The following is a 16,560-nucleotide window of genomic DNA, read 5'->3' as shown; positions in this document are numbered from 1 at the left end:
GGCTCGGCCGCGCACGCGAGGTGGTCGTCCCGCGCCTGCCGAGCCGCCGCGACGAGATCGGGACGCTTGCGCGCGCACTGTCGGACATGACGCAGGCGCTGCGCGAACGCATCGACGCCGGCGAACATTTCGCCGCCGACGTGACGCACGAACTCAAGAACCCGATCGCTTCGGTCCGCTCGGCGATCGAGGGGCTGGGGCGCGTGAAGACCGACGAGCAGCGCGCGCAATTGCTGGCGATTGCCGACGAGGATGTGCGCCGGCTCGATCGGCTGGTGAACGACATCAGCGAGGCGAGCCGCGTCGACGCGCAGCTGTCGCGCACGCGGTTCGAACCGATCGACGTCGGAATGATGATCGAATCGATGCTCGCATCGCGCGCGGCGCGCATCGATGCCGGAACGCCGCATCCGCGCATCGCCTTCGCCCGCCCGCGCAAGGGTACGACGATCGTGATGGGCGACGGCCACCGGCTCGAACGCGCGATCGACAATGTCATCGACAATGCGATCAGCTTTTCGCCCGACGCCGGCCTCGTCTGCATCTCGGCGACGCGGCTCGGCGACGAGGTGCATATCCGCGTTGATGATGACGGTCCGGGGATCGATCCCGCGCAGCGCGAGGCCATTTTCCGCCGCTTTCACAGCGAGCGGCCTGCCGGGGAAGCCTTTGGGCGCCACAGCGGGCTGGGCCTCGCGATCGCGCGGACGATCGTCGAGGGGCACAGCGGCACGATCAGCGCCAAGGATCGAGACGACGGCCGTCCCGGCGCCAGCCTGCTGCTGACCCTGCCCGCGCGCGACGGGGCGCCCGAAACGGGATAGTCCGGCGCGCCCTATCGCCTTGCAGCACCGCATCGCCGCCGGTAAGCGTGCGTCCATGCTTCCGAGCCGGACCAGACCCGATATCGTCAATATTCATGCGAGCTGCGTCGCGGCGGGCAGCCGCGGCATCCTGCTGCTCGGCGCGTCGGGACAGGGCAAGTCGGACCTCGCGCTGCGCCTGATCGATCGCGGCGCGCGCCTGGTCGCCGACGACCGCTGCGACATCTGGTTCGAGCGCGGGCGCCTGTGGTGCCGCCCCCCCCGACAGCTTGCCGGCAAGCTCGAGATTCGCGGCCTCGGCATCGTCGAACAACCATGGATAGCCCCGGTACCGCTCGCGATCGGGGTACGCCTCGCCGAGCGGTATGAACGCATGCCGTCTGAACGTGCGATCGAAACGGTTGCCGGCCACCCCCTGCCCTCTCTCACCCTTTCGGCGTTCGAGGCATCGGCCCCGGTCAAGATCCTGCTTGCGCTCGACCGGCTGGCGATCGCCGAATGAGACGCCCGCGATGAATTCGGCGTCCGAAACGCGCCTGTTGCTGGTGACCGGACTGTCCGGAGCGGGCAAATCGACCGTGCTCAAGGTGCTCGAGGATCTCGGCTGGGAGGTGGTCGACAATCTGCCGCTGGCGCTGCTCGAGACACTGATCGCCGCGCCGGTGAAGGGAAGCGAAGCCGGCCGGCCGCTCGCCGTGGGCATCGACAGCCGCAGCCGCGGCTTCCGTCCTGCGCTCTTGGTGCGGCAAATCAAGGAATTGCGCGAGACCGGCGGACGCGACATCCAGACCCTGTTCCTCGATTGCGCGGGCGCCGAGCTCGAGCGCCGTTTTTCCGAAACGCGGCGGCGTCATCCGCTCGCCGAGGACCGCCCCGCCGCCGACGGGATCGCGCGCGAGCGCGAGATGATGGAACCGCTGCGCCGCTGGGCCGAGCACGTCGTCGACACGACCAATTACAGCAGCAACGACCTGCAGCAGGAGGTGCGCCAGCGCTTCGGCGATGCCGGCGAGGGCGAGCCGGTGCTCAACGTCATGAGCTTTGGTTTCGCGCGCGGCCTGCCACGGAACGCCGACCTGGTGTTCGACATGCGCTATCTGCGCAATCCGCATTGGGACCCGAAGCTGAAGCCGGGCACCGGGCTCGACGCCGACGTCGCTGCCTATGTCATGGCCGATCCCGCGTATGAGGACAGCGTCGCGCAGATCGAGCGGCTGATTCTGACACTCCTCCCGCGCTACCGCGCCGAGGGCAAGAGCTATGTCACCATCGCGTTCGGATGCACCGGCGGCCGCCATCGCTCGGTTCATGTCGCGTCGCGTGTTGCAAATACGCTGCGCGCCGCAGGTCATGCGCCGACGCTGACCCACCGCAACCTTGACTCCGCCCCGCAAGATGGGCTTGAGGGCAAGCCCCCGCCCGCTTCTCCCGCATCCGGCGGAAAAACATAAGGGTCGACGACTGCATGCCGAACGATAAGGCTCTGCCGCTTCTGGGAATGGTGCTCGTCACCCACGGCCGTCTCGCCGAGGAGATGGTTCGCGCTATGGAGCATGTCGTCGGTCCCCAAAGGGCGATCGCGACCGTGTGCATCGGGCCCAACGACAATATGGAAATGCGCCGCAAGGAAATCGCTGACGCGATTCGCCAGGTCGACGAGGGTCGCGGTGTGGTCATGCTGACCGACCTGTTCGGCGGCACGCCGTCGAACCTTGCGATCAGCCTGCTCGAATCGGGCCGCACCGAAGTGATCGCCGGCGTCAACCTGCCGATGCTGATCCGCCTCGAAAGCGCGCGCAAGACGATGGAATTGCGCGCTGCGGTGATCGCGGCGAAAGAAGCAGGTCAGAAATATATTTCGGTCGCATCGGAAATGCTGGGAGTGGGTCCATGATCGAAAATTCCGAGACCGTCGAAATCACCAACCAGCGCGGACTCCACGCGCGCGCCAGCGCCAAGTTCGTGACCTTTGTCAGCCGCCTGCCCGAAAGCGTGTCGGTCGAGGTCGAAAAGGGCGGATCGCGCGTCAACGGCACGTCGATCATGGGGCTGATGATGCTCGGCGCCGCAAAGGGCGACAGCATCACCATCCACACGAAGGGTGAAGGCGCCGACGCAGCGCTGCTCAAGCTCGTCGGGCTGGTCAAGGACAGCTTCGGCGAGGATTGACGCCATGCCCACGGGCCGCCGTTCCCGAATCGAGAGCCTGTCGAATCCGCTGGTCAAGCGGATGCGGCTGCTCCGCGAAAAGCGGCATCGCCGCGAGGAAGGCCTGTTCCTTGCCGAAGGGCTGCGCATCGCGACCGAGGCGCGCGAGGCGGGCGTGCTGCCGCAATGGTTGTTCCTCGGTCCCGAAGGCGACACGCATCCACTCGCGAAGGCGCTCGCGGCCGATACGATCGCGGCGGGCGGCGAGGTCATCGACACGACGCCCGCGATCCTCTCGAAACTGTCGGGCAAGGACAATCCGCAGACGGTGGTGGGCATCTATGCCGAGCCGGAAACCGCGCTGTCCGACCTCGACCGCGACGCGGCGCCGATCTGGCTCGTTGCCGAGCGCCTCCGCGATCCCGGCAACCTCGGCACGATGCTGCGCACCGGCGACGCAGTGGGTGCGGGCGGGTTGATCCTGCTCGACGAATCGACCGATCCCTATGCGGTCGAGGCCGTGCGCGCGAGCATGGGCGCGATCTTCACGCAGAAGCTGGTGGTCGCGCGCTGGGACGAGTTCCTTCCTTGGCTGCGGCAAGGCCCCGGCCAGCTCGTCGCAACCTGGCTCGGCGACGACACGCAGGATTATCAGGCGGTTCGCTACGCCGCGCCGACCTTCATCCTCACCGGCAATGAATCGCAAGGCATGCCGGCCGAATATGCCGCGGCGGCCGACGTGCGCGTGAAGATGCCGATGATGGGCAAGGCCGACAGCCTCAACGCTGCGGTAGCGACCGCGGTGATGGCCTATGAAGTGCTGAACCAGCAGCGGAACCGATAGGCCGGTCGCGCCGTTCATCGATCGATCAACAAGATGCGCGTAGGAGTTGCCGCATGATCAGGATCGCGCTGCCCGCCCTTGTGTCCACCCTTGCGCTCTCTGCCTGCGCGCCCGCCAGCGATACGCCGCCGCAAGGCCCCGGCGAGCCGCCCACGGCCTATATGGCGCTTGGCACCGAGCCCGGCTGGACACTCGAGATCACGCCGTCGCGGCTCAATTACAACGGCGATTATGGCGAGACGAAGATCATGGTACTGAACCCCGGAGCGAAAACTGCGGCGAACGGCCGGACCTACACCACCGAGCGGCTGAAAGTCGAAATCGTACAGGCCGAATGCAGCGACGGGATGAGCGACCGCCGCTACGCCGACACGGTGACGCTGACCGCCGACGGCAGGACAGTGAAGGGATGCGGCGGCGCGATTCTGGCGCCGACCGAACTGGCCGGGACCAGCTGGAGCTTCGTATCGATCGGCGGCACGCCCGTCGCGGGCGACCGGCCGACGTCGCTGCAGTTCGACGGGACGCGGCTCAGCGGCAGCGCGGGATGCAACCGTTTTTCGGGCACCTATGCCGTCGACGGCAGGACGATGTCGGCGGGGCCGTTGATGGCGACCGAAATGGCGTGCCCCGGCGCGGGTATGGCACAGGAAAATGCCTTTTTCGGTCTGATGCGCAGCCCGGTGAGCCTGAGCTTTCCAACCGACGGAACGTTGATCCTGACGGGCGCCGAAGGGCGCACGGCAGTACTGAAAAGGGCAATCTAGTCGCGTTGCCCCCGCTCGGCGCTATTCGCCCGCGTCGTTGACCGCCGCTGGCGCGTTTGCAAGCTTCGCGAGCGGTCGCGCCGCCTGTTCGGCGACGGGCAACACCGGAATTTCCCTGTCGCCGGTTTCGATATCGAGCGCTTCGAACCGTTTCGCCTGCGTCAGCACCTGCGATTCGAAACTCCCGACGAAGGCGTTGTACGCCCCGGTCGCCTGATCGAGATTGCGCCCGACCTTGGCGATGTGCGAGCCCATCACCGACATGCGCGCGTAAAGCTCCTTGCCGAGCGCCGCGATCTCGCGCGCCTGATTGGCGAGCTTTTCCTGCCGCCACACCGCCGCAACGGTACGCGCGATCGCGATGAGGTTCGTCGGCGTCGCGAGCAGCACCTTGCGCTCGAATGCATAGTCCCAGAGCGCGGCATCCTGATCGAGCGCCGCAGCGAGAAAATGTTCGCCCGGCACGAACATCACGACGAAATCGGGGGTATCGTCGAACTGGTTCCAATAGGCCTTGGCGCCGAGCGTATTCACATGCGCCTTCATCGCCGCGGCATGCGCGGCGAGATGCGCGACCTTCTCGCGCTCGTCGACCGCGCCGAACGCATCCTGATAGGCGTTGAGCGAAACCTTGGCGTCGATCACGAGATTCTGCCCGCCGGGAACGCGCACGACGACGTCGGGACGCAGCCGCCCGCCGTCACCCTCGACGCTGACCTCGGTCTGGAAATCGGCATGTTCGGAAAGTCCGCAGCTTTCGAGTACGTTGCGAAGCTGCTGTTCGCCCCAGCGCCCGCGCGCCTTGGGCGCGTTGCGCAGCGCGTTGACGAGCTTTGCCGCCTCGCTCGACACGCGTTCGGTGCCCTCGCGCATCGCCGCAATCTGGCCATGCAAAAGCCCGAAGGCATCGCGCCGCTCGGCCTCGACCTTCGCCACCGCCTGCTCATATTTTTCGAGCCGGTCGTGTACCGGATGGAGCAGCGCCTTCAAATTCTGCCCTGCGGTCGCCTCGCTCTCCTTGAAGCGCGCCTCGGCGCGTTCGAGGAACGCCTTTTGCGCCCCGTCGAGCATCACCTGCCCGACCTCGCGGAACTGGGCGGTGAGCGCCGCCTGCGCATCCTTCAGCTGCGCAATCTGCGCGTCATGCGCTTCGTCGCGCGCCTTTTGCTCGCTGAGCAGCGCCGCGAGCCGGATATCGGCGCTCTTGCGCGCCTCGGCCTCGGCGGCCAGGTCGGTAACCGCACTTCTGAACCGTTCCGAAAGTCCGTCGCGCTCGGCCTTGAGCGCCCCCGATTGCCGGCCGGCAAAAAGCCAGCCGATCAGCCCACCAAGCGTGAGGGCGACAAGGGCGACGACAAGTGCGGTTCCATCCATGAGAGGAACATAGGACGAACGCCGCCCCTCTGGCTAGCCGGTAATTATCGCACCCGTCACTCTGCGCCCCACGACGACGGCAGGATCGCCCGATAGGCCTCGACCTCCGGTGCGCCGCCGACGATCATCCCCTGCGTGAGCAGCCAGTAGTGGCGCACGATCTCCGCCTGCTGTTCGAGCCCGTAGCGCGCCAGCGGCCAGCCCGGCTTCAGACTGTAGTCATAGCTGGCAAAGGGATGGCGCATCAGCACCAGATACCAGCGCCCGCGCGTCTGGGCCTGCCAGACATGCGTCATCTCGTGGAGAAAAAGGCCCTTCGCCCGCAACTCCTCGTCGCGCCCACCCGCGGGGCAGGAGAAATCGTCGCAATAGACGCCGCCCCCGGGATGAAAATGGAGATCGCCCATCGGCGCCATCACGATCCGGCGCGGCTGGAAGAATATCCATTTATAGTGACGCACCCGCACGCGGTCATAGGCGATCGCGTCGCCGAATACGCTGCGCGCGAGCGCGATTTCGCCGCTCGTCAGGGGGCGCGACGGGCGCGGCACCACACTTATTTCTTTGCAGCGTCCGGCGCCGCCTTTTCGGCGCCCTTCTCCATCGCCCCATGGTCCATCGCGCCATGATCGACGGCCTCGGCGCCCTCGGCCGGCTTGATCACCATGTCGAACAGGATGCGCTCGTTATTGTTGTTGGTGAAAACAAAGGCCATCGGCAGCTTGCCTGCGCGCACTGCGGCGCCATTGATGCCCCAGATCATCAGATGCTTGCCGCCCTGCTTGAACACCAGCTCGCCTTTCGCGGGCACGTCGGCGCGCAGCAGCGGCTTCATCGTCACGACGCCATTTTCCTTGACGCTTTCGTGCATTTCGACGCGCTGCGCGAGGTCCGCGGTCACCGCGACGAGCTGGACCGGCTGCGGCCCGCCCTGGACGCGGAAATAGCCGACCGCGGGCCGGTCCGGCGTCGCGCCCATCACGATGTGGCCGCTCACAACGTTCAGCGGCTTCCCGGCGCCCAGATTTTCCCCGCAGGCCGTCAGGGTCAGCGCGGTGGCGGCAAGGGCAAGGATCGCAAAAGGTTTCATTTTGGGAAGACTCCGTAAAAGCGCGGCATTTCATGTCCCCGATAAGCCCTGAAAGCCCTTGTGCCAAGGATTAGCGCACCTATATCGCCCCCATTAGAACCATGGACGGCGTGCCTTTTCAGGGCGCCACAGAAGCAACAAGGACTGAATACCAATGGCCAAAGTGATCGGGATCGACCTCGGCACCACGAACAGCTGTGTCGCGGTGATGGAAGGCGGAAAACCCAAGGTTATCGAAAATGTCGAAGGCACGCGCACGACCCCCTCGATCGTCGCCTTTGCCAAGGATGGCGAGCGCCTGATCGGCCAGCCGGCGAAGCGCCAGGCCGTCACCAACCCCGAAAACACCGTTTTCGCGGTGAAGCGCCTGATCGGCCGCCGTTTCGACGATCCGATCACCAAGAAGGACACCGAGCTGGTCCCCTATACGATCGTCAAGGGCACCAATGGCGACGCGTGGGTCAAGGCCGGCAACGAAGATTATTCGCCGTCGCAGATTTCGGCCTTCATCCTCCAGAAGATGAAGGAAACCGCCGAGGCGTATCTCGGCGAAAAGGTCGAGCAGGCCGTCATCACCGTTCCCGCTTACTTTAACGACGCGCAGCGTCAGGCGACCAAGGACGCGGGCAAGATCGCGGGCCTCGAAGTGCTGCGCATCATCAACGAGCCGACCGCGGCGGCGCTGGCCTATGGTCTCGACAAGACCGAGAACAAGACGATCGCCGTCTATGACCTTGGCGGCGGCACCTTCGACATCTCGATCCTCGAGGTGGGCGACGGCGTGTTCGAAGTGAAGTCGACCAACGGCGACACCTTCCTCGGCGGCGAGGATTTCGACAGCAAGCTCGTCGAATATCTCGCCGACGGTTTCAAGAAGGACGAAGGCATCGACCTACGCGGCGACAAGCTCGCACTGCAGCGCCTGAAGGAAGCCGCCGAAAAGGCGAAGATCGAACTGTCGTCGGCCGCGACGACCGAGGTCAACCTGCCCTTCATCACCGCCGACGCCAACGGGCCGAAGCACCTTGTGAAGACGATCACCCGCGCCGACCTCGAAAAGCTGGTCGAAGAGCTGGTCAAGCGCACGCTCGAGCCCTGCAAGAAGGCGATCAAGGACGCGGGCATCTCGGCGAGCGAGATCGACGAAGTTGTGCTCGTCGGCGGCATGACGCGCATGCCGCGGGTCCGCGAAGTCGTGAAGGATTTCTTCGGCAAGGAACCGCACACCGGCGTGAACCCCGACGAAGTCGTCGCGATCGGCGCCGCGATCCAGGCGGGCGTGCTGCAGGGCGACGTCAAGGACGTGCTGCTGCTCGACGTCACCCCGCTGAGCCTCGGCATCGAAACGCTGGGCGGCATCATGACCAGGATGATCGACCGCAACACGACGATCCCGACGAAGAAGTCGCAGGTCTATTCGACCGCCGACGACAATCAGTCGGCGGTGACGATCCGCGTGTTCCAGGGCGAGCGCGAAATGGCGCAGGACAACAAGCTCCTCGGCCAGTTCGACCTCGTCGGCATCCCGCCCGCACCGCGCGGCGTGCCGCAGATCGAGGTGACCTTCGACATCGACGCCAACGGCATCGTGTCGGTCCATGCCAAGGACAAGGGCACCGGCAAGGAACAGCAGATCAAGATCCAGGCGTCGGGCGGCCTTTCGGATTCGGACATCGACCAGATGGTCAAGGACGCCGAGCAGTTCGCCGAAGAGGACAAGACGCGCCGTGAGGCGGCCGAGGCGAAGAACAACGCCGAAAGCCTGATCCACTCGACCGAAAGCCAGCTCCGCGAGCATGGCGACAAGGTCGACGCGGGCCTGAAGTCCGAGATCGAGGCGGCTGTTGCCGAAGCCAGGACCGCGGTCGAAGGCGGCGATGCTGCTGCGATGACCGAAAAGAGTCAGGCGCTCGCACAGGTCGCGATGAAGTTGGGTCAGGCGATCTACGAGAAGGAACAGCAGTCCGCTGCATCCCCCGGCGCCGACGATGATGCCGGCACGGCGAAGACCGACGAAGATGTCGTCGACGCCGAATTCTCGGAAGTCGAAGACGACAAGAAGTAAGAAACTCCCTCGCCGGGCTCGTTGCATACGGGTCCGGCGGGCCGGAGGGGGCCTGTTGACCTATGTCACTCGACATCGATTATTACGAACTGCTCGAAGTCGAGCGTAGCGCCGACGACGCCGCGCTGAAGGCGAGCTACCGCAAGCTCGCGATGAAATATCATCCCGACAAGAATCCGGGGTGCGACGACAGCGAAGCGCGCTTCAAGGCGATCAGCGAAGCCTATGACTGCCTGAAGGATCCGCAGAAGCGCGCGGCCTATGACCGCTTCGGCAAGGCCGGGGTCAACGGCGGCAGCGGATTCGGCGGCGGCGGCAATGGCGGCGATTTCGGCGACATCGGCGATATTTTCGAATCGATTTTCGGCTCGGCCTTCGGCGGCGGTGGCCGCCAGCAGCGCGGCCCCGCGCGCGGCGCCGATCTTCGCTACGACATGGAAATCCGGCTCGAGGACGCCTTCGCCGGCTGCTCGCGCGAAATCCAGGTCGATGTCGCCGCGCGCTGCGACGCGTGCGACGGATCGGGCGCCAAGCCCGGCACCCAGACCAACCGCTGCCCGACCTGCGCCGGCCACGGCAAGGTGCGCGCGCAGCAGGGTTTCTTCATGGTCGAGCGCACCTGCCCGACCTGTCAGGGCGCAGGCGAGGTCATCGCCGATCCGTGCAATTCATGCCACGGCGAAGGCCGCGTCGACCGGCGCAAGACGCTGACCGTCAACATCCCCGCCGGGGTCGACGAGGGCACGCGTATCCGCCTGTCGGGCGAAGGCGAAAGCGGCGCGCGCGGTGCGGCGCCGGGCGACCTCTACATCTTCCTCCACATGGCGCGGCACAAGGTCTTCGAACGCGAGGGCACGACCTTGTTCACGCGCGCGCCGATCAGCTTCACGACCGCGGCACTCGGCGGCGAGATCAGCATCCCCGGCCTCGACGGCAAGAAGCACGACATCGCCATCCCCGCCGGGATCCAGTCGGGCAAGCAGCTCCGCCAGCGCGGCGCGGGCATGCCGGTGCTGAACGGCCGCGGCCACGGCGACCTTGTCGTCCAGATCGACGTCGAGACGCCGACAAAGCTGACCGCGCGGCAGAAGGAACTGCTCTGCGAATTTCGCGAGACCGAAACGGGCGAGGAATGCCCGGCAAGCCAGGGCTTTTTCGGGCGTATCAAGGAAATGTGGGACGATCTGACCGAATGACCCGTGGCCGGCAACGGCTGCGTCAGACGGCTCCTATCTCCACCCTGAGCTCGGCAATCAGCGCCTTCACCTTCGGCAACCGCGCTTCCTCTTCGTCGAGGATCGCGTGGAAAGCGCGGCGCTTGATCGCCTTCAACTCGTCGGGCGCCAGCGCGCCGTCGCCGCCCGCGCTGCTCGCGACGATGTCGATCAACCGGTCGGCACCGTGCAGCCGGCCCCAGAGATAATCATTCTCGCGGTACGCCCGGCTGAAGAAGGCGCCGAAGCTGTTGAATTCGATCCCCTTCAGCATCGTCGCCGCGCCGCCGGTGCGGATCGCGGTCGCGTCGGATGGCGAAATGCGGTCGATCTTGATCGGGTCGAATTCGTCGAACCCCTCACCCTGCAGCAGCGGCAGCGTCGCAATGTCGTAAAAGGGATAGCCCAGATAGGCGAGCAGCAGCACGCGCCGGTCGTCCCTGGGAAGCGACGTCAGCGCGGCGGCGATCAGCGCATCGGCCTCGCCATCGACCGCGGTCAGGTCGCGCCGCGCGGAAATCGCGTCGATCCACTGGCCCGGATCGGCATCGGCGGGCACGTCGATATCGGCGATCCAGTTATCGCCCTCGCGCTCGAGATAGAGGCCGAGCGCGGTGAAGATCGCCCCGCGCATTTCCTCGCACGCGGCATCGCGGCCTTCGCTCCGGGCCCCGATCACCGTGTCGAGCTCGCGCGCCATGAAGCGCAGGCGGCGCACGCGGAAACCCAGGTCATGGGTCCGGAAAAAGGCGATCGCATCGCCGCTCGCGCCCGCGCCCTTCCTGCCCGAAATCCGGTCGAGCCCGCGCGCGCGAACCTCCTCCCATATCGCGTGGCGGCGGTTGCTGCGGTGGACCGCGCCTTCGGGCGGTGACAGCCGGTCGACCATCCCGACCAGTTCCTCGATCACCGCCGACAGCTTGAGGTGGCCGTAGGGCGCATAGGCGAAGCCCGCCCGCGCTGCCGCCTGCTCCTGCGCCTTCGCGCGCCATTTGCCGAGCCGCGCAACGGTCGGCGTATCGAGAAAGAAGGTGGTGCCGAACAGCGCCGCCACCTGTTCCTCGACCTCGACCTTCATCGCGTCGACGATATGCTGCATGCGGCGAATGCGCCGCGACATTCCCTCGATCGCCTCGACATTTTCGCGGATCGGCTGCTCGCGCGGAATTTCGGAGAGCGCGCCGAGGATCGTCGGCAGGAAACCGGGCACACCCTCGCCCTGCTCGCCGGGCTTGCCGAAACTGATCGAACGATAGTCGGGCTTGGGATCGATGTAGACGAAGCGGCGGTCGATCTCGCGCCGCGCCGGCCGCTGCTTCAGCGCGGCGATCGCCGGGCGGAAAGGCGCGTTCGCGAGCACCGAACCGTCGATCAGCACCCGGTCGGCCGGGTCGCTCTCGCTCGTACCGGGAAGCTGGGCGCGGATGAAGGCATCGCGGCCCGGCCAGGCGATCTTCCGCTTTTCGAGCACGCGATCGAGCTCGCGCAGCGTGAAGGGCGGAAAGGCGCCCGGGAAGCTGGCGGTCGCGCGCGCCGCGGCGGTGAGTCCCGGAACGTCGTCCAGCCGCCGGTTCGCGCGCCTATCTTCGCGGAAATGCAGGATCAGCCGGTGCTCCTCCTCGGTCACGCGCGGCGGGCTGTTGAGCGACAGCGGAACGCTATGCCCCGCGAAATCGGTGACCGAAACGAAAAGATCGACCGGCTGTCCGTCAGGAACCAGCGCGGGCCCCCTCGGCGCCGCATCCATCGCGTCGAACGCGTCGAGCAACAGGTTCGAGAAGCTCTCGCCGCCGAACGGCGGTTCGAACCAGCGTGCGCGGACGAAGCGCGACAGCTTTGCGCGCACCTCGTCCTGCGCGCCTTCGCCGACGGTGCGGTCGATGACATTGCCGCGGCGCTTCATCATCCAGCCGGCGATCGGCACCGCCCAGAATTTGGTCGCCGCCGACAGCGGCCGTGCATCGGGGTCGATCAGCCGGTCGACATCGGCGCCGTCGAGCCAAAGGTCGGTAAGCGGGTCGAGCGACTGGCCAGTCGCGAGCGCGCGCGCCAGAAAGATACCGTTGATCCCCCCCGCGCTCGCCCCCGCGACGATGTCGGCGAACACGCGTAGCCGAACGCTGCCGCGCGCCGCGATGTCGCCGAGCAGATCGCGATAGACCGCGCCCGCCCCCGCGGTCGTTCCGCCGTCCTGAAACGCACGCGACGCCGCAGCGAGCCGCCACACTTCCTTGGTGATACCGTGCATATAGACGGCAAGGCTGATACCGCCGTAGCAAATCAGGGCGAACCGCAATTCCTTCTCGCGCATGCCGGCCTGATAGCGCGCTTTGCGGACTGTGGCGAATATTCCGCCGCATCCCACGGAAATATCCGCAAAGGCCGCTTTCTCCTTGCATATGCGAATGTGTCGCACTAGCGGCTCCCGCGAACAGGAGCCGATAATGAATCGCAAATTTGCCCTCGCCGCGCTGGCCTGCACGGCGATTTCCTCCCCTGCGTTCGCGCAGAATGCTGCGTCCGATGCCAACACTGCGCAGGGCGAAGATACGATCATCGTCACCGCGGCGCGTACGATCCTGCCGCCGAGCGCGCTGCCGCTGACGATCGACATCATCGGCAAGGACACGCTCGACCAGCAGATCGCGATCTCGGGGTCGGTCACCGACGCGGTCGCGAACCTGACCCCCAGTTTTTCGCCGACCCGCCAGAAGCTCTCGGGATCGGGCGAATCGCTGCGCGGCCGCTCGCCGCTCTACGCGATCAACGGCATCCCGCAGTCGACCCCGATGCGCGACGGCAGCCGCGACGGCTTCACGATCGACGGCTTCTTCGTGGACCGCGTCGAACTGATCTATGGCTCGAACGCCTTGCAGGGGATCGGCGGCACGGGCGGCATCGTCAACCAGGTCACCGTCGGCGCGCCGAAGGAAGAAGGCATCAGCGGCCGCGCGCTGCTGCAAGCCACCGCCGACAATGATTTTTCGAAGGCCGGGATGGGCGGCAAGCTCGCAGGCCTCGTCCAGTACAAGGCCGGCGCGTTCGATGCGACCTTTGGCGCGGCCTATGAACTTCGCGGTGTCTTTTCCGACGCGAAAGGCCGCCCGATCGGGCTCAACCTGACACAGGGCGAAACGCAGGACAGCAAGGCGACGAATGTTTTCGCCCGGCTCGGCTACGAGCTGTCGTCCAGCGCACGGCTCGACCTGATCGCGAGCCGCTTCGAACTGAAGGGCGATGGCGACTATGTCGCAATCCCGGGCAACCGGGCGCTCGGCTTGCCCACCAGCGCGGTGCGCGGCACCCCGCCGGGCAAGTCGGCGCAGAACCGCACCGAGAGCATCGCGCTGTCGCTGACCGACACCGACCTCGGCGGCGGCAATTTTGTCAGCCAGATTTTCTTCAACCGCAGCCGTGACACCTTCGGCGGCGAGATCGCAACGCAGGCGACGTTCCAGGACCCGGCGCTCGCGCCCGTCGGTACGCTGTTCGACCAGTCGCAGAACCGGTCGCGCAAGCTCGGCGCCAAGTTCAGCTATGAACGTGCGATCCCCGGATTCGAGGATCTGACGGTGACGATCGGCTTCGACGCACTCGTCGACAAGACCGAACAGGCCCTGATCGCGACCGGCCGCGCGTGGGTACCGCCGAGCGATTTCCAGAGCCTCGCGCCCTTCGGCCAAGCCAACCTCAAATTGTTCGATGGCGTCGTCCGTCTCGCGGGCGGTCTTCGCTGGGAAAATGTGAAGATCAAGATCGACGATTATCACACGCTCGCATCGACGACCTTCGTCACCTGCCCTGCGCCGCCCGCAACGCAGCCGGTGCCGTGCGGGCTCGCGAGCTATGGCGGCGTCGACGTCGCAGGCGGCAAGCCCAAATTCAAGGACCTGCTGATCAACGGCGGCGTGATCGTCGAACCGATCGAAGGCATCCGCGCCTATGCGAGCTATGCCGAGGGCTTCACCGTCCCCGACATCGGCCGCATCACCCGCGCGGTGAAAGACACCGGCATCGACATCGACAATTTCCTCGATATCTCGCCGGTCGTGTCGAACAACCGCGAGATCGGGTTCGAGGTGAAGCGCGGCCCGATCGACGCCAGCGCAGCCTATTTCTGGTCGTCGAGCGACAAGGGCCAGCTCCTCGTCACCGGCGCCGACCGCAATTTCGACGTCCAGCGGCTGCGCGTCGAGATCCAGGGGCTCGAAGTCAATCTGGGCGTCCAGACGCCGATCGACGGGCTGAAGCTCAATGTCGGCTATGCGCATCTCAATGGCAGGTTCGACAGCGATGCCGTGCCCGACGGCAAGGTCGACAGCGACCTCGACGGCGTCAACATCTCGCCCGACCGTCTCAATCTTGCCGCCAGTTACGCAAGCGGTCCGTTCACCGCGCGAGTGCAAACGCAGGTCTATTTCAAGCGTCGCTTTGATGGCAAGGCGCGGGCGGCGGACGATGCCAACGGCGGCCCTCTCAAGCTCGGGGACAACGATTTCGGCGGCTATACGCTGACCGACGCCTATGTCCGCTATCAGACCGGGTTCGGCGGAATCAGCCTGTCGGCCCAGAATCTCTTCAACAGGCAATATATCGATTATTCGAGCGATACGCGGCTGCCGAACGACCAGCTGTCCTATTTCGCCGGACGCGGGCGGACCTTCACGCTCGGCTGGGATTACCGGTTCTAGGCCATGATGAAGTTGCTCGACACGCTGCACCGCTGGACAGGAGGCCTGATCGGCCTTGTACTCGCGTTGCTCGGCCTGTCGGGCACGATCCTGCTCTACGAGCATCTGTGGATCGGGCTGCCGGGCACCGGCGATCCGCTGCGCGGCGACCTCGCCACGGTCGCCGCGACCACCGAAAAGCTGATGGCGATGCCCGGTACGCAGGGCATCATCTATGCCGACGAGCGGTTCGGGCTGCATCAGATGCGCTTCGAGGAGGGCGTCGGCGCCTATGCCAGCCAGTCGGGCGAGGTCGTGACGCGCTGGGCGAGCCAGTGGGAACGCCCCGAACTCTGGATCTTCGATTTCCACCATCATCTCTTCGCCGGCGACAGCGGCGAATGGGTGATCGGGATCGCGGGGCTCTGCGGGCTGTTCTTCGTGATCAGCGGCGTCATCCTGTGGTGGCGAACGCGCAAGACCTTCCAGCTCCGCCTGTGGCCGAAGCGGATGAGCCGGCCGTCGATCGTCATGCACCACCGCGATCTCGGCATCGTCGTCGCGCCGCTGCTGCTGATCTCGATCGTCACCGGCACGATGATGATCTTCCGCCCCTTCGCGATGGTGATGATCGCGCCTTTCGGTTCGCCCGCCGAGGCCGCGAAAGCAATCGAGCCGCCGAAGTACAGGGGCGGCCCGCTCGCCGAAAAGCCCGACTATACGGCGATGCTGACCGAGGCACGGCGGCGTTTTCCCGATGCCGAGTTCCGCATCCTCAGCCTGCCCCGCAAGCCGGGCGACCCGATCATGCTGCGGATGCGCCAGCAGGCCGAATGGCTTCCGAACGGCCGTTCGACCCTGTGGTTCGACGCCGCGACGGGCGAGGTGCTCGGCGCGCGCGATGCGCTGGCAATGGCGCCCGGCGCACAGGCGTTCAACATGGCCTTTCCGATCCACGCGTCGAAAGTCGGCGGCTGGAGCTGGCGCATCGTGATGACCATCTCGGGCCTGTCGATGGCAATGCTCGGCAGCTTTGCGGTCTGGACCTTCTGGTTCCGCCGCCCGAAACCCGCAAGGCGTCCAGCGAAGAAGGCCGCGCTGGCTTCGACATAGCCGCGCGCGGGTGCCGGCTTTGGGGTAGGGAGTTGCCATACGCTCCCTCTCTTTCGTCACCCCGGACTTGATCCGGGATCCATAACCGCACTGTCGTCATGGACCCCGGATCAAGTCCGGGGTGACGAGAAAAGCGGTAGCAGCAATCGCTCGAAACCCGCCATCCCCGACCTCGCCGCTTTCCTATTTTACCCGCCGCCCTATATCCTGCTCGCCCCATGACCCGCGCCCGCGTCCTCCTTCTCACCGCCGCCCTCGGCCCGCTCGACTATCGCGTCCCGCGCGAGAGCGAAGCGACTTTGGGCAGCGTCGTGGGCTCTTATTTGTTAGCCTGAGCTATGTAGCTGGTCCTTGATGGACATATTTTGGACGTCTCATTTAGATGGTTCACCTTTTGCACATTGTATAGTCACATTTCTCAACTACCTGACCTACCACCAGGTTAAGACGT

General features: G+C 65.8%; 15 protein-coding genes. 11 read left to right on the top strand and 4 right to left on the bottom strand.

Translation table 11 applies throughout. The features are described from left to right. The 7 genes from VN047_RS17685 to VN047_RS17655 form a co-directional block, all read left to right on the top strand. On the top strand, window positions 1–824 hold an 824-nt coding region (locus VN047_RS17685), incomplete at its 5' end, for a HAMP domain-containing sensor histidine kinase (RefSeq protein ID WP_325544972.1). Window positions 825–879: 55 nt separating this feature from the next. Then, window positions 880–1,326 carry a serine kinase gene (locus VN047_RS17680; RefSeq protein ID WP_325544970.1) on the top strand — a complete coding sequence of 149 codons (447 nt, stop codon included), beginning with the start codon at window positions 880–882 and terminating at the stop codon, window positions 1,324–1,326. A gap of 10 nt (window positions 1,327–1,336) precedes the next feature. Further along, window positions 1,337–2,275, top strand: a complete 939-nt coding sequence (gene rapZ / locus VN047_RS17675; RefSeq protein ID WP_325544968.1) for an RNase adapter RapZ — start codon at window positions 1,337–1,339, stop codon at window positions 2,273–2,275. Window positions 2,276–2,289: 14 nt separating this feature from the next. Then, window positions 2,290–2,718, top strand: coding sequence for a PTS sugar transporter subunit IIA (locus VN047_RS17670; RefSeq protein ID WP_325544966.1), 429 nt, complete (start codon window positions 2,290–2,292; stop codon window positions 2,716–2,718). Continuing rightward, entirely contained in the window at window positions 2,715–2,993 is a 279-nt protein-coding gene (locus tag VN047_RS17665) for an HPr family phosphocarrier protein (protein WP_325544964.1), read from the top strand. Before VN047_RS17670 ends, VN047_RS17665 begins: the two co-directional genes overlap by 4 nt. A gap of 4 nt (window positions 2,994–2,997) precedes the next feature. Next, complete coding sequence (locus VN047_RS17660; RefSeq protein WP_325544962.1) at window positions 2,998–3,816, top strand: RNA methyltransferase; 819 nt, start codon at window positions 2,998–3,000, stop codon at window positions 3,814–3,816. A 53-nt stretch (window positions 3,817–3,869) separates the two neighbouring features. Further along, window positions 3,870–4,583, top strand: coding sequence for an META domain-containing protein (locus tag VN047_RS17655; RefSeq protein ID WP_325544960.1), 714 nt, complete (start codon window positions 3,870–3,872; stop codon window positions 4,581–4,583). Between the two features lie 21 nt (window positions 4,584–4,604). On the opposite strand, the gene VN047_RS17650 is transcribed toward VN047_RS17655, so the two are convergent. Genes VN047_RS17650 through VN047_RS17640 form a run of 3 tightly spaced genes read right to left on the bottom strand, consistent with a single transcriptional unit; the run spans window position 4,605 to window position 7,047 of the window. Continuing rightward, on the bottom strand, window positions 4,605–5,957 hold the full coding sequence (locus VN047_RS17650; RefSeq protein WP_325544958.1) for a DNA recombination protein RmuC: 1,353 nt from the start codon (window positions 5,955–5,957) through the stop codon (window positions 4,605–4,607). 56 nt (window positions 5,958–6,013) lie between these two features. Then, on the bottom strand, window positions 6,014–6,508 hold the full coding sequence (locus VN047_RS17645; protein WP_325544976.1) for a vgr related protein: 495 nt from the start codon (window positions 6,506–6,508) through the stop codon (window positions 6,014–6,016). 5 nt (window positions 6,509–6,513) lie between these two features. Continuing rightward, window positions 6,514–7,047, bottom strand: a complete 534-nt coding sequence (locus VN047_RS17640; RefSeq protein ID WP_325544957.1) for a copper chaperone PCu(A)C — start codon at window positions 7,045–7,047, stop codon at window positions 6,514–6,516. Between the two features lie 154 nt (window positions 7,048–7,201). On the opposite strand from VN047_RS17640, the gene dnaK reads away from it, so the two are divergent. Then, window positions 7,202–9,112, top strand: a complete 1,911-nt coding sequence (dnaK, locus tag VN047_RS17635; protein ID WP_325544955.1) for a molecular chaperone DnaK — start codon at window positions 7,202–7,204, stop codon at window positions 9,110–9,112. 62 nt (window positions 9,113–9,174) lie between these two features. Further along, a complete protein-coding gene (gene dnaJ / locus VN047_RS17630) occupies window positions 9,175–10,308 on the top strand; it encodes a molecular chaperone DnaJ (protein ID WP_325544953.1) in 1,134 nt (377 codons plus the stop codon). Window positions 10,309–10,330: 22 nt separating this feature from the next. Here the strand turns inward: dnaJ and VN047_RS17625 are convergent, their stop codons facing one another. Next, complete coding sequence (locus VN047_RS17625) at window positions 10,331–12,637, bottom strand: patatin-like protein (protein ID WP_325544951.1); 2,307 nt, start codon at window positions 12,635–12,637, stop codon at window positions 10,331–10,333. A gap of 133 nt (window positions 12,638–12,770) precedes the next feature. Here VN047_RS17625 and VN047_RS17620 point away from each other — a divergent pair, with 133 nt between their 5' ends. Both VN047_RS17620 and VN047_RS17615 read left to right on the top strand, forming a co-directional pair. After that, complete coding sequence (locus VN047_RS17620; protein ID WP_325544949.1) at window positions 12,771–15,017, top strand: TonB-dependent receptor; 2,247 nt, start codon at window positions 12,771–12,773, stop codon at window positions 15,015–15,017. A gap of 6 nt (window positions 15,018–15,023) precedes the next feature. Beyond that, a complete protein-coding gene (locus VN047_RS17615; protein WP_325544974.1) occupies window positions 15,024–16,109 on the top strand; it encodes a PepSY-associated TM helix domain-containing protein in 1,086 nt (361 codons plus the stop codon). Window positions 16,110–16,560: the final 451 nt, after the last annotated feature.

Origin of the sequence: Sphingopyxis sp., assembly GCF_035565275.1 — a bacterium.
In the GTDB taxonomy this organism is placed as follows: domain Bacteria; phylum Pseudomonadota; class Alphaproteobacteria; order Sphingomonadales; family Sphingomonadaceae; genus Sphingopyxis.
This window is presented reverse-complemented; position numbering and strand designations above follow the sequence as displayed.